The organism is Agromyces sp. Marseille-Q5079 (assembly GCF_051016555.1).
Taxonomy (GTDB): domain Bacteria; phylum Actinomycetota; class Actinomycetes; order Actinomycetales; family Microbacteriaceae; genus Agromyces.
Genome location: NZ_JBPEJF010000003.1, coordinates 574014 through 585709 on the forward strand (window position 1 = coordinate 574014; position 11696 = coordinate 585709).

Consider the following 11696-nt stretch of genomic DNA (forward strand, 5'->3'; position numbering starts at 1 on the left):
ACGAAAGCCCGAGCATCGTCCTGATTTCGCGCCGCCGGCCTGATCTCGACCCCGCACCGCCGGAACGCCGCCCCGATATCCTGAGGACGATGCCACCCACCAGCAGCCCAGCCATCGAGGACTACCTCAAGACGGTGTACGCCCACACCGAGTGGCAGCCCGACGCCATCACCCCGAAGGCGCTGGCCGACAAGCTCGGCATCGCGCCGTCGTCGGTCACCGAGATGGTGAAGAAGATGGCCGCGCAGGGCCTCATCTCGCACGTGCCCTACGGCCCGCTCCGATTGACGGATGCCGGGCGCGAGCGCGCGCTCGCGGTCGTGCGACGGCACCGGCTCATCGAGACCTGGCTCGTGCGCGAGATGGGCTACGGCTGGGACGAGGTGCACGACGAGGCCGAGATCCTCGAGCACGCGATCTCCGACCGGCTCCTCGAGGCGATCGACGAGCGGCTCGGCCGCCCGCGGCGCGACCCGCACGGCGACGCCATCCCCTCCGCGGCCGGCGAGGTCGCGAGCGAGCCGTTCGTGCTGCTCTCCGACGCCCCGGTGGCGCACGTGGGCCGCGTCATCCGCATCAGCGACCGCGACCCCGAGGTGCTGCGCGAGCTCGAGGGTCGCGGCATCCGCCCCGGCGTCGAGGTCGAGGTGACGGATGCCGCGGGCCGACTCGTGACCCTGCAGGCCGCGGGCGAGGCGGGCGAGCTGACGCGCGAGGTGGCCTCGGCGATCTGGGTCACGGCCTGACGGCGACCCGCCCTGACCCGGCCCGGCCCGGCCCGAAGGCTACTGTTTCAAGCATGTCGAAGCCGAGTGCTGCCCCACGCCCCTCGAAGGCGCCGACCTATCTCACCGCGATCGGGCTGACGCTGACGGCATTCGGGCTCGTCCTCGCCGCCGTGATGCTGATCGGTGCGCTGCCGGGTGGGCTGACCGCGGCGGAGGCGGCCCTGCCGGTGACCATGTCCCTGATCTGGATCCTGTTCGGCGGTCTCACGGTGCTCGTCGGCTCCGTTCTCAGGCGGCATGGTCGCACGCACGCGGAACACCGAGACGAACACGCGGAGTAGCAACTCGGATCCGGCCGCACGGTGCCGCATCCGGTCGCACGGAACGGCCGGGTGAAACGCGGTCAGCGAGTCACGCGGCGACCCGACGGCAGCCCTCGATACGGGCCGATCTCGATGCGATGCCCGGATTCCTCGAGCAGCCGGCCCACGATCTCCTCGCGTCTCCCGGCCATCCAGTGCGCCGTGACCGCGTCCCAGTCCGCCGGAGACGGGACGTACAGCACGCGTGGATCCACGCCCCAGCCCGCGTCGAAGACGAAGCCCTCGGCGCCTTCCCAGTAGACGACTTCTTCCTTCCAACGCGATTGAACGTCGAAGGTCGCACCCGTGTTCGGCTTCACGATCCGATGCTATTCCGCTCCGTGGCGTCGACACCGTTTCGGCACCGCCGGGGAGGCGCCACCGGGCGGTCGATCTCCAGTGGTGCCGCCCCCGACCGAGATGCCGCCCCGCTGAGCGCGACCCTCGTCGACGGGGCCCCGCCACTCCTCGGCGGAGTGCGGGGCCCCGTGCCCTCCCGCTACGGGAGGACGATCTCGAAGTCGGGGTCGCCGGGGCTCAGCACGCCGAAGAGCTGCGTCAGCACGCCGGAGTCTCCGACCACGCCGAGGCCGTCGGACTGCAGGTCGCCGCCGGCGAGCCGGATGAGTCGCGTCTTCTCGAGCGTGAGGTGCAGCGCGGCATCCGCCTCGGGCTCCCGTTCGACGTACACGAGCACGCCGTTGCGGAGCGTGACGTGGAAGCTGCGGCCGAGATCGCTGACGGTCACGTCGAAGGCGAGGTCGAGATCCCACGCCTTCGGCCCGTCGACGGTGATCGCGATGGCGTCGAACACCTGCTCGGGGGTCAGCTGCGCCAGGATCGCCGGCGCGTTCGTGGCGGTCGGCGTGCCGAAGCTGCCCGCTCGCAGCTCGGCCGCTCCGGAGAGGAAGAAGTTGCGCCAGGTGCCGTTCTCCGAGCCGTAGCCGAGCTGCTCGAGCGTGTCGGCGTAGAGCGCCTTCACCGCCTCGTTCGACGCGTCCACGAACACGGCGTGGTCGAGGAGCGTCGCCGCCCAGCGGAAGTCGCCGCCGTCGTAGGCGACCCGTGCGAGTTCGAGCACGCGATCGATGCCGCCGATCGCGTCGACGTACCGTTCGGCGATCGCGGCCGGCGGGTGCGGCCAGAGCTTGGCGGGGTTGCCGTCGAACCAGCCCATGTACCGCTGGTAGATCGCCTTCACGTTGTGGCTGACGGATCCGTAGTAGCCGCGAGCGTGCCACGAGCCCTCAAGCGCCGGCGGCAGCTGGATCACCTCGGCGATCTCGGCGCCGGTGAGTCCCTGGTTCAGCATCCGCAGGGTCTGGTCGTGCAGGTACGCGTACAGGTCGCGCTGCAGGCCGAGGAACTGCGTGATCTCGGTGTTGCCCCACGTCGGCCAGTGGTGCGAGGCGAACACCACCTCGACGCGGTCACCGTAGCGTTCGATGGCCTCGGTCAGGTACTGCGACCAGACATGCGGGTCGCGGACGACCGCACCGCGGAGCGTCAGCAGGTTGTGCAGGGTGTGGGTCGCGTTCTCGGCCATGCAGAGCGCCTCGTACCGCGGGATGTAGAAGTGCATCTCGGTCGGAGCCTCGGTGCCCGGCGCCATCTGGAACTCGATCTCGACGCCGTCGATCGTGTGCGTCTCACCGGTCGTCGTGATCTCGAGCGTCGGCGCGAGCAGGGTCGCCTCACCGGTCGACGTCGTCTGCCCCAGGCCGGCACCGACGGCACCGCGCACCCCTCGGGGCAGTGCGGCACCGTACATGTAGCCAGCACGACGCCCCATCGCGGTGCCCGCGTAGACGTTCTCGGCGACCGCGTGCTCGACCAGGCCCTCCGGCGCGATGATCGCCACCGCTCCCGCATCGACCTGCTCCTGGGTCACGATGCCCTGCACGCCGCCGAAGTGATCGATATGCGAGTGCGTGCAGATGACGGCCACGATCGGCCGGTCGCCGCGGTGCTCGCGATACAGGCCGAGCGCGGCCGCAGCGGTCTCCTTCGAGATGAGCGGATCGACCACGATCACGCCCGTGTCGCCCTCGACGAACGACATCACCGACAGGTCGAGGCCGCGGATCTGGTACAGGCCGGGCACGACCTCGAACAGGCCATGCTTGGCGACCAGCCGGCTCTGCCGCCACAGGCTCGGATTCACCGAGGCCGGCGCCTCCCCCTGGATGAAGTCATACGTCGACGCATCCCAGACGACCTCGCCGGCCGCATCGAGGATCTTCGGATCCTCCAATGTGCCGATGAATCCCCGCTCGACCGCCGCGAAATCCGCGTCATCCGCGAACGGAAGGCGGGCGGCGAGCTCCGCGTTGGCGGCGATGATCGCGTCGGTCGGTTCCTGATTCTGCATTCGTTGAACTCCCCCTCAGGTGGGCACGCGCCCACCCTTGGCAGTCTGCCTCGAAGCACAAGGAGGGGCAACCTCGTCGGGGCCGCGCCTCGCGCGGGACGGCCGCCCGCGGCATCCGCTCGACCGCACCGACCGAAACCCGCCCTCCCGCGAACCGCGTTCGTCATGCACCATGGAGGGATGGGAGCCGCAGGAACCCGAAACGTCCCCGAACCGACCGACGCGCAGTGGGAGCGGATGCTGCGCTACGGCGTGCCGACGGCCACGCACGAGGGCGACGTGCTCTTCGCCGCGGGCGACCGATGGTACGACCTGGTCCTCGTCGAGTCGGGCACCGTCGACATCGTGCGCGAGCCGCTGAAGTGGATCGAGGAGACGCGCATCGCGACCCTCGGTCCGCGTTCGTTCGCGGGCGAGCTCGGCCTGCTCAACGGGCAGCGCGCGTTCCTCACGGCGCGGGTCGCCCAGCCGGGCCGGGTGCACCGCATCGACCACGACGCCCTCCAACGCATGATGGCCGAGGACGACGAGCTCTGCGACCTCATGCTGCGCACCCTCTGGGCACGGCGCGAGCAGTTGCGACGGGGCCCGGCGGCCTGGACGCTCAAGATCATCGGCTCCGGGCGCTCGCGCGAGGCCGTCGCGCTGCGACGCTACGCCGAACGGCTCGACCTCGTGCACACTTGGGTCGACATCGACGACCCCGAGGTCGCGGCCGTCTACGCGAACCACGGGTTCTCGCTCGACGACCTGCCGGTCGCGATCGTGCAGGGCGAGAACCTCCCCAACGCGACCCCTGGCCAGCTCGCCGAGGTGCTCGGCCTTGCCTACGCCGCCGAGGACGACGCCACGGTCGACCTCGCCGTGGTCGGCGCCGGGCCGGCCGGGCTCGCCGCCGCCATCTACGGCGCCTCCGAGGGGCTGCAGACCGTGCTGCTCGACGCCGTCGCGCCGGGCGGCCAGTCGTCCGCCACGTCGCGTATCGAGAACTACCTCGGATTCCCGTTCGGCGTGAGCGGCGACGACCTCACCGCGCAGGCTTCGCTGCAGGCCATCAAGTTCGGAGTGCACGTCATCGCCCCGTGCGAGGCGGTGCAGCTCGACGCCGATCCGGGCGCGCTGCGGCTCACGCTCGCCGACGGAGCAGTGGTGACCGCCCGCGCGGTCGTCGTGACGACGGGCGTGGCGTACCGCTCGCTCGACCTCGACCGCTGGAAGGAGTTCGAGGGCGCCGGCATCCACTACGCCGCCTCCACGCTCGAGCTGCGCCAGGTGGCGGGCTCCGAGGTCGTGGTGGTCGGCGGGGCGAACTCCGCCGGGCAGGCGGCCCTCGCCCTCGCGGCGAGCGGATGCCGCGTGCGCCTCGTCGTGCGCGCCGACGACCTCGGGCGGCAGATGTCGAGCTACCTCGTCGACCGCATCGCCGACGACGTGCGCATCGACGTGCACACGGGCACGCGGGTGGTCGGGCTCGACGGCGACGAGGCGCTCGAGCGGGTCACGCTCGCCGGCGGCGTCGAGCAGACCGTCGAGTGCCGCGGGCTGTTCTGCTTCATCGGCGCGGAGCCGGCGACCGGATGGCTCGGCACCCTCGAGCGCGACGGCGACGGGTTCGTGCACACCGGCGCCGACGTGGTCGGCCTCGGCGACGCCTGGCGCGACCTCGGACGCATGCCGCTGCCGTTCGAGACCTCGGTGCCGCGGGTCTTCGCGGCCGGCGACGTGCGGCGCGGGTCGATGAAACGCGTGGCCGCCGCGGTCGGCGAGGGGTCGAGCGCGGTCGCCTCCGTGCATCGCGCCCTCGCGGCGGCGGAGGTGTTCGCATGAGCGAGTTCGCGCCGCCGCCCTCCGGCACCGGATGCGGCGACTGCGACGAGGGCGGCGGATGGTGGTTCCACCTGCGACGCTGCGTCGACTGCGGCAACGTCGGATGCTGCGACGCGTCGCCCGCGCAGCACGCCCGCCGGCACTCGGAGCAGACGGGCCACCGCGTCGCGACCTCGTTCGAGCCCGGAGAGCACTGGTTCTGGGACTACGTGGCCGAGGCGTCCGCGGCATCCGCCCCGCTCAGCCCGCCGTTCTCCCGCCCCGACGACCAGCCGGCGCCCGGACCCGCGGAGCGGGTGCCCTCGAACTGGCGGGAGCTCCTGCACTGAACCGGGTCGCGCCGGTCCATCGACGCGGCTCCGCGGCATCCGCCGGCCGTTCTCCCGTCATCCGTCCGTGACCTCGGCGGCATAGTCTGGAGCACATGGGACGACGCGAAGAGGTCGAGTGCTGGCTGACCGACATGGACGGGGTGCTCGTTCATGAGAACCACGCCCTGCCCGGAGCCGCCGAGCTCCTGCAGCAGTGGGAGGACTCGGGCACGCCCTACCTCGTGCTCACGAACAACTCGATCTTCACCGCGCGCGACCTCTCGGCGAGGCTCCGCGCGAGCGGCCTCAACGTGCCCGAGGAGCGCATCTGGACCTCCGCGCTCGCGACGGCCGACTTCCTGAAGTCGCAGCTGCCGGGCGGCACGGCGTTCGTCATCGGCGAGGCCGGCATCACGACCGCCCTGCACGAGGCCGGGTTCATCATGACCGAGACGAACCCCGACTACGTGGTCGTCGGCGAGACGCGCAACTACTCGTTCGACGCGATCACGAAGGCGATCCGCCTCATCGGCAACGGGGCGCGCTTCATCGTCACGAACCCCGATGCCACCGGCCCGTCGAAGGACGGCCCCATGCCGGCGACCGGCGCGATCGCCGCGCTCATCACGAAGGCGACCGGCATGGAGCCCTACGTGGTCGGCAAGCCGAACCCGATGATGTTCCGCTCGGCGCTCAACAAGATCGGCGCCCACTCCGAGAACACCGCCATGATCGGCGACCGCATGGACACCGACATCGTCGCGGGCATCGAGGCCGGCCTGCACACGATCCTCGTGCTCACGGGCATCAGCGACGAGGCCGAGATCCAGAAGTACCCGTTCCGGCCCGACGAGATCCTCGGCGGCGTGCACGAGCTGGTGCGCACCGAGCCGGTCGAGACCGAGCTCTAGGCTCGCGCCCCGACCGACCGACGATCCGGCTCAGGCCGCGGCCCGAGCCTCCTCGGGTTCGGCGTCGAGCCGCTCCCGCAGTTCGGGGTCGAGGTCGAGGTCGGCGGCGCCGAGCACCTCCTCGAGCTGCGCGACGCTCGACGGCCCGGTGACGGGGATCGCCGGCACCTCGCGCCCGAGCATCCACGCGAGCGCGACCTGGTTGGGCGTCGCGCCGGCGTCACGGGCGACCTCGCGCAGCAGGCGCACGCGGGCGTGCGAGGTCGGGTGGTCGGCGCCGCCCCAGAGCGTCTTGTCCGAGCGGGTGAGCGCCCCCTGGTGCAGGGGCGAGTACGCGGTGACGGCGAGCGGCGGCCGGCCGTCGACACCGGTGGATGCCGCGTACGAGAGAAGCTCGGGCGTGACGAAGTTCTGCCGACCGAGCTTGGGCGCCGGGTAGATGTAGCTGTACTGCTGCTGCACGACCCCGTACGGCGCGACGCCCTGGCGCAGCGCCTCCTCGCGCGCCTCGACCACGCGCCAGAGCGCGACGTTCGAGATGCCGGAGACGCCGATGAGCCCCTCGGCCTGCAGGGCGCCGAACGCGCCGACGGTCTCGGCGAGCGGCGTCTCGAGGTCGTCGACGTGGCCGTAGACCACGTCGATCTGCTCGACGCCGAGGTGGCGGGCGCTCTCGCGGACCTCTCGGTCGACGGTCGCGGCGCCGAGTCCCTCGAAGTTCGTCGGGGGCGTGTTCGAGAGGGGCAGGCTCGGGTCGGCCTTTCCCGCGCCGACCTTGGTCGCGATGCGCAGCCCGTCGGGACGTCCGCGACTCGTGAGCCAGCGGCCGATGACGTCTTCGCTGTCGCGGCCGTAACCGAGGCCCCAGTGGTTGTAGTTGTTGGCCGTGTCGATGAAGGTGCCGCCGGCCTCGACGAAGCGGTCGAGGATCGCGAACGAGGTGGCCTCGTCGATCTTCGTGCCCATGTACATGGTGCCGAGGCAGATCGTCGAGACGTCGAAGCTCGTGCGGCCGTTGCCGATCGTGCGGGTGCGCATGTGGTTCCTCCGTGGTGATCCGTGACGCTCTCGCGTCGGTGGTGGATCTCACGCTACGAGCGGATCGGTTCGGGCATACACTCCAATCAGCCCCCATTCGACCAGACCAATTCACACCAGAAGGAGCGAGCGGATGCCGCGGAGCCCAGCACGTCGCGAGGGCGGCGCCCTCGCGTGGGAGACGCTCCTCCCGCTCGGCGACGGTCCGGCCCCACTGCGGGACCGCCTCGAGCGCAGCATCCGCTCGGCCGTGCACGCCGGCCTGATCCCACCCGGGTCGGCGCTGCCGCCGAGCCGCGAGCTCGCCGAGACCCTCGGGGTCTCGCGCTGGGTCGTCACCGAGGCGTACGGCCAGCTCGTGGCCGAGGGCTTCCTCGAGGCCGTGGTCGGCTCGGGCACGCGTGTGCCCCGGCACCCGGCGGTGAGCTCCGAGGCCGCGGAGGCGCGCCGCGCGGCGCCCGAGCTCCGCACCCCGTACCGACGACCGAGGTTCGACCTCGGGCCGGGCGTCCCCGACCTCCGCCACGTGCCGCGTGCGCGCTGGGCGGAGGCCGTGCGACGCGCGCTCGACACGCTGCCGGGCGGAGAGTTCACGGTCGTCGACCCGCTGGGGCATCCGCTCGCCCGCACGGCCGTGGCGGAGTACCTCGCGCGCTCGCGGCGAGCCGTGGTCGCCCCCGACGACGTCGTGATCACGCACGGCGCGACCGACGGCATGGCCGCCGTCGTCGCCGGGCTGCGATCGAGCGGCCACCGCGCCATCCTCGTCGAGGAGCCGAGCTGGGGCCGGCTGCGCGAGGTCGCCGCGTCGGCCGGGCTCACCCCGGTGCCGGTGCAGGTCGATGCGGCGGGCATCGACGTCGACCGACTCGTCGAGGCTGCCGCGCGCACGGGCGCGCGCGCCGCGCTCCTCACGCCGGCGCACCAGTTCCCGCTGGGCGTCGCGCTCTCCCCGGCCCGGCGCGAGGCCGTCGTCCGCTGGGTGCACGGCGTCGAGGGCGTGCTCGTCGAAGACGACTACGACGCCGAGTTCCGCTACGACCGCCGCCCGATCGCAGCGCTGCAGGGCCTCGCGCCCGAGCACGTGGTGCTCGTCGGGTCGCTCTCGAAGTCGATGGCGCAGGCGTTCGGCCTCGGCTGGGCCGTGATCCCCGCCGAGCTGCGGCGACGGATCCACCTCGCCGATCGCGCTCGCCCGTCGGTGCTCGACCAGGTCGGGCTCGCGCACTTCATCACCGCCGGCGACCTCGAGCGCCACCTCCGCGCCGCCCGCACCCGGTTCCGGCGCCGCCGCGCCGCCCTGCTCGACGCATTCGCCCGTGAGCTGCCCGAGCTCGCAGTCACGGGCCTGGCCGCCGGGATGCACGCGATGCTCGAACTGCCGCACGGGGTCACGGGGCGCGCCGTGCGCGACGCGGCATCCGCCCTCGATGTCGCCGTGTCGGACCTGAACCGCTATCGGGCGACCGCGACCGGCGAGATCGGCGAGGCGCTCGTCGTCGGCTACGGCAACCTCGACGACGCGCTCGTCGACGAGGCCGTCGCGCGTCTCGCGGCCGCCATCCGGTCGGCGGGGTCGAGTGCGGGGGCGGGTGCGGAGCCGGCGGGCGACTAGAGGTCGCGCCAGGCGTCGCCCTGCGCCTTGCCGCGGTCGACGTCGATCATCGCATCGGCGGCCTCGGCGTTGCGGCCCCTCGCCTTCTCGGAACGGCGCCGGTTGGAGAACGCCCACTGCGTGACGACCCACAGCACGATGATGACCGCGCCGCCCACCCAGAATGTCCAGTCCATGCTGCACCTCCGATGGCTGCACGCTAGTCCCGCCCGGCGGCTGCCGCCAGCCCCCGTCCCGTCCCCGTGCCGCCCCCGTGGGAGTCGGGAGCCCGGGAGGAGCCCGTCGCCCCGCGTGCTCGCGTCGGGCACGGAGTCCCTCCCGACCCGTCGAGATCCGCCGCGACGTCGGACCCATCGCGTAGCGTGGCTCGAACGGCCGGCCCGAACCCGGCCGCACGATGGCGCAGCTCCACCGACGGATGCAGAGGTCGACCCTATGACGAACTCCGAACAGCCGATCCAGCGCGCCCCGCAGTCTCCGGCCCACGAGGGCGGCGCGCATGCCGGGCAGCCGCCCGAGACGCCGGCATCCGCGCCGGCATCCGCGTCGGCACCCGTGCCGGCCCCAGCCTCGGCTGCGCCGATCGCGATCTGGCTCTGCGTGCTCCTCGGCGCGGGCGCGGCGCTCGTCGGCCTGCTGCCCTGGCTCGTCACGGGCATGCGCCTGCCGCTGCAGAACCTCTGGGCGTTCGAGACGATGCCCGAGGATATGCCGATCGCGCTGCTGCCCTTCAGCCAGTACGCCGTGACCTCGATCGTCGGCCTCCTCGTGACGGGCGCCGTCGTCGGCGGCATCCTGGCTCGCGGCCTCCGTCGGCGGATGCCGCGGCGCGGCTTCGCCGCCCTCGTCGTCACGCTGCTCGCCGTGCAGGCGATCGCCGTCGGGCAGAGCGCCGTCACCGTGGGCGACGGCCTGCAGCACCGCGCGGAGTCGACGCTGTACCTCTCGGCGCTCGTCGCGCTGGCCGTGCTCTCGATGCTCGTCGGGCTGCTGCTGCTCTGGCTCGTCGCGCGCGCCCCTCGTGCCGGCGCGCTCATCGGCCTGGCCTTCGGCGCGATCGCCGCCGGGTTCTGGCTGGGGTTCCTGGTGCACCCCATCGGGTCCATCGTCACGTACGACTCCGTCTGGGTGAGCACGGCCCTGCGGTTCGCGCCCGCCGTCCTCATCGGCGCGGCGATCGCGTGGTGCGGGCTCGACACGGTCGGCCGCATCGTCGCCGCGATCGCGAGCCTCATCGTGCTCTGGATCGCACCGGCCCTCGCGACCGCCGTCAGCTCGGCCGTCGGCATGCGGGTGCTCGCGTCGAGGCTCGGCGAGATGCTCGACTACGGCCTCGGCGTGTTCGCGCTCGCCTCGACGATGCCCGAGCTGGTGCTGCCGCCGCTCCTCGTCGCCGTGGTGGTCGCGGCCGTGGGCCTCGCCGGGCGCGCCGTGCGCACGCGTCGACGCCCGACCGACGACTGAACTTCGAGCGGATGCCGCGGCCGCCCCGACCGCCGCCGACGGCGCCCGCTCACACCGCCGCGACCACTCAGGCGAGCCGGGAAACGGCGTCGACGACGCCCGCCCAGAAGCGCTCGACGTCGAGGTCGACCGCGACCCACGCGTTCGGTTCGCGGCCGAGCATGCCGTCGAAGTCGACGCTCGTGGCCCCGAGCGTCTCGGTGCCCACGAGTTCGACGTCGAGCCGCGTGTGCCGGAGCGTGACGCAGCCGGGGTCGGCGAGCACGGCCACCGCGACCGGATCATGCAGCGGTCCGTCGGGCATGCCGAAGACCTCGTCGTTCGTCCGGCAGAAGAACTCCAGCAATTCGTCGCCGAACGCGGCCGTACGCGTTCCGGCGGCCGCGAGGGCCGAGCGCACCGTGGGCGTGACGAGCGCGCGATGCGTCACGTTCAGTCCGACCATCGTGAACCGGATGCCGCTCGCGAGCACGAGCGCGAGCGCCTCGGGGTCGACGAGCGCGTTGAACTCCGCATAGGGCGTCGCGTTGCCGCGCTCGGTCGAGCCGCCCATCCACACGATCTCGCGGATGCGCGGTGCGAGCTCCGGCCGGTCGCGCAGGAGCACGGCCACGTTCGTGATCGGCCCGGTGGCGATGATCGCGACCGGCTCGGGCGACGCCTCGAGCGTCTGCGCCATGACGTCGGTCGCCGTGCGCGGGTCGAGCGGGATCGTGGGTTCGGGCAGCTCGGGGCCGCCGAGCCCGTTCTCGCCGTGGATCCATTCCGCCGTGACGAGCTCGCGGGCCAGCGGCCCTGCGGCGCCGGCGGCGACCGGCACGCCCTCGACGCCCGCGACCGAGAGCACGATGCGCGCGTTGCGGCTCGTGTGCTCGAGGGGCACGTTGCCGCCCACGGTCGTCACGGCCAGCAGGTCGAGCGACGGATGTCCCGCCGCGAGCCACAGCGCGAGCGCGTCGTCGTGGCCCGGGTCGCAGTCGACGATGACCGGGATGCTCACGGACGAGCCCCCGAGGCCGCCGGCGACGCGGGAACGGCCGGGCTCGTGGCATCCGCCCGCCCTGGGAAG

General features: G+C 72.6%; 12 protein-coding genes. 7 read left to right on the top strand and 5 right to left on the bottom strand.

All coding sequences use genetic code 11. From position 1 onward, the window contains the following. Nucleotides 1-89 precede the first annotated feature (89 nt). Nucleotides 90-746, top strand: coding sequence for a metal-dependent transcriptional regulator (locus tag ACR3IO_RS10105; RefSeq protein ID WP_434071063.1), 657 nt, complete (start codon nt 90-92; stop codon nt 744-746). 53 nt (nt 747-799) lie between these two features. After that, nucleotides 800-1069 carry a hypothetical protein gene (locus ACR3IO_RS10110; protein WP_434071064.1) on the top strand — a complete coding sequence of 90 codons (270 nt, stop codon included), beginning with the start codon at nt 800-802 and terminating at the stop codon, nt 1067-1069. A gap of 62 nt (nt 1070-1131) precedes the next feature. On the opposite strand, the gene ACR3IO_RS10115 is transcribed toward ACR3IO_RS10110, so the two are convergent. Together ACR3IO_RS10115 and ACR3IO_RS10120 are read right to left on the bottom strand one after the other, a co-directional pair. Further along, the gene (locus tag ACR3IO_RS10115; RefSeq protein WP_434071065.1) at nt 1132-1410 is read right to left on the bottom strand and encodes a hypothetical protein; all 279 of its coding nucleotides are present in this window, start codon (nt 1408-1410) and stop codon (nt 1132-1134) included. A gap of 179 nt (nt 1411-1589) precedes the next feature. Continuing rightward, on the bottom strand, nt 1590-3461 hold the full coding sequence (locus ACR3IO_RS10120) for an alkyl/aryl-sulfatase (RefSeq protein ID WP_434071066.1): 1872 nt from the start codon (nt 3459-3461) through the stop codon (nt 1590-1592). 180 nt (nt 3462-3641) lie between these two features. Here ACR3IO_RS10120 and ACR3IO_RS10125 point away from each other — a divergent pair, with 180 nt between their 5' ends. The 3 genes from ACR3IO_RS10125 (at nt 3642) to ACR3IO_RS10135 (ending at nt 6510) form a co-directional block, all read left to right on the top strand. Further along, entirely contained in the window at nt 3642-5288 is a 1647-nt protein-coding gene (locus ACR3IO_RS10125) for an FAD-dependent oxidoreductase (protein WP_434071067.1), read from the top strand. After that, nucleotides 5285-5617: a UBP-type zinc finger domain-containing protein gene (locus ACR3IO_RS10130; protein ID WP_434071068.1), complete on the top strand. Its 333-nt coding sequence runs from the start codon at nt 5285-5287 to the stop codon at nt 5615-5617. The genes ACR3IO_RS10125 and ACR3IO_RS10130 overlap by 4 nt, the downstream gene beginning before the upstream one ends. Nucleotides 5618-5712: 95 nt before the next feature. After that, nucleotides 5713-6510, top strand: a complete 798-nt coding sequence (locus ACR3IO_RS10135; RefSeq protein WP_434071069.1) for an HAD-IIA family hydrolase — start codon at nt 5713-5715, stop codon at nt 6508-6510. A 30-nt stretch (nt 6511-6540) separates the two neighbouring features. Here the strand turns inward: ACR3IO_RS10135 and ACR3IO_RS10140 are convergent, their stop codons facing one another. After that, a complete protein-coding gene (locus ACR3IO_RS10140) occupies nt 6541-7548 on the bottom strand; it encodes an aldo/keto reductase (RefSeq protein ID WP_434071070.1) in 1008 nt (335 codons plus the stop codon). 133 nt (nt 7549-7681) lie between these two features. Here ACR3IO_RS10140 and ACR3IO_RS10145 point away from each other — a divergent pair, with 133 nt between their 5' ends. Continuing rightward, complete coding sequence (locus ACR3IO_RS10145) at nt 7682-9163, top strand: PLP-dependent aminotransferase family protein (RefSeq protein ID WP_434071071.1); 1482 nt, start codon at nt 7682-7684, stop codon at nt 9161-9163. Here ACR3IO_RS10145 and ACR3IO_RS10150 read toward each other — a convergent pair. Then, nucleotides 9160-9339, bottom strand: coding sequence for a hypothetical protein (locus ACR3IO_RS10150; RefSeq protein ID WP_434071072.1), 180 nt, complete (start codon nt 9337-9339; stop codon nt 9160-9162). The genes ACR3IO_RS10145 and ACR3IO_RS10150 overlap by 4 nt on opposite strands. A 259-nt stretch (nt 9340-9598) precedes the next feature. On the opposite strand from ACR3IO_RS10150, the gene ACR3IO_RS10155 reads away from it, so the two are divergent. Continuing rightward, nucleotides 9599-10627, top strand: coding sequence for a hypothetical protein (locus ACR3IO_RS10155; protein WP_434071073.1), 1029 nt, complete (start codon nt 9599-9601; stop codon nt 10625-10627). A 67-nt stretch (nt 10628-10694) separates the two neighbouring features. Here ACR3IO_RS10155 and ACR3IO_RS10160 read toward each other — a convergent pair whose 3' ends face one another. Next, nucleotides 10695-11627 (bottom strand): nucleoside hydrolase, encoded by a 933-nt coding sequence (locus tag ACR3IO_RS10160; protein ID WP_434071074.1) that lies wholly within the window; start codon nt 11625-11627, stop codon nt 10695-10697. Between the last annotated feature and the right edge of the window lie 69 nt (nt 11628-11696).

Coding starts and splice junctions, on each gene's coding strand:
- ACR3IO_RS10105 (WP_434071063.1), top strand. CDS start 90: ATGCCACCCACCAGCAGCCCAGCCATCGAGGACTACCTCAAGACGGTG.
- ACR3IO_RS10110 (WP_434071064.1), top strand. CDS start 800: ATGTCGAAGCCGAGTGCTGCCCCACGCCCCTCGAAGGCGCCGACCTAT.
- ACR3IO_RS10120 (WP_434071066.1), bottom strand. CDS start 3,461: ATGCAGAATCAGGAACCGACCGACGCGATCATCGCCGCCAACGCGGAG.
- ACR3IO_RS10125 (WP_434071067.1), top strand. CDS start 3,642: ATGGGAGCCGCAGGAACCCGAAACGTCCCCGAACCGACCGACGCGCAG.
- ACR3IO_RS10130 (WP_434071068.1), top strand. CDS start 5,285: ATGAGCGAGTTCGCGCCGCCGCCCTCCGGCACCGGATGCGGCGACTGC.
- ACR3IO_RS10135 (WP_434071069.1), top strand. CDS start 5,713: ATGGGACGACGCGAAGAGGTCGAGTGCTGGCTGACCGACATGGACGGG.
- ACR3IO_RS10140 (WP_434071070.1), bottom strand. CDS start 7,548: ATGCGCACCCGCACGATCGGCAACGGCCGCACGAGCTTCGACGTCTCG.
- ACR3IO_RS10145 (WP_434071071.1), top strand. CDS start 7,682: ATGCCGCGGAGCCCAGCACGTCGCGAGGGCGGCGCCCTCGCGTGGGAG.
- ACR3IO_RS10150 (WP_434071072.1), bottom strand. CDS start 9,339: ATGGACTGGACATTCTGGGTGGGCGGCGCGGTCATCATCGTGCTGTGG.
- ACR3IO_RS10155 (WP_434071073.1), top strand. CDS start 9,599: ATGACGAACTCCGAACAGCCGATCCAGCGCGCCCCGCAGTCTCCGGCC.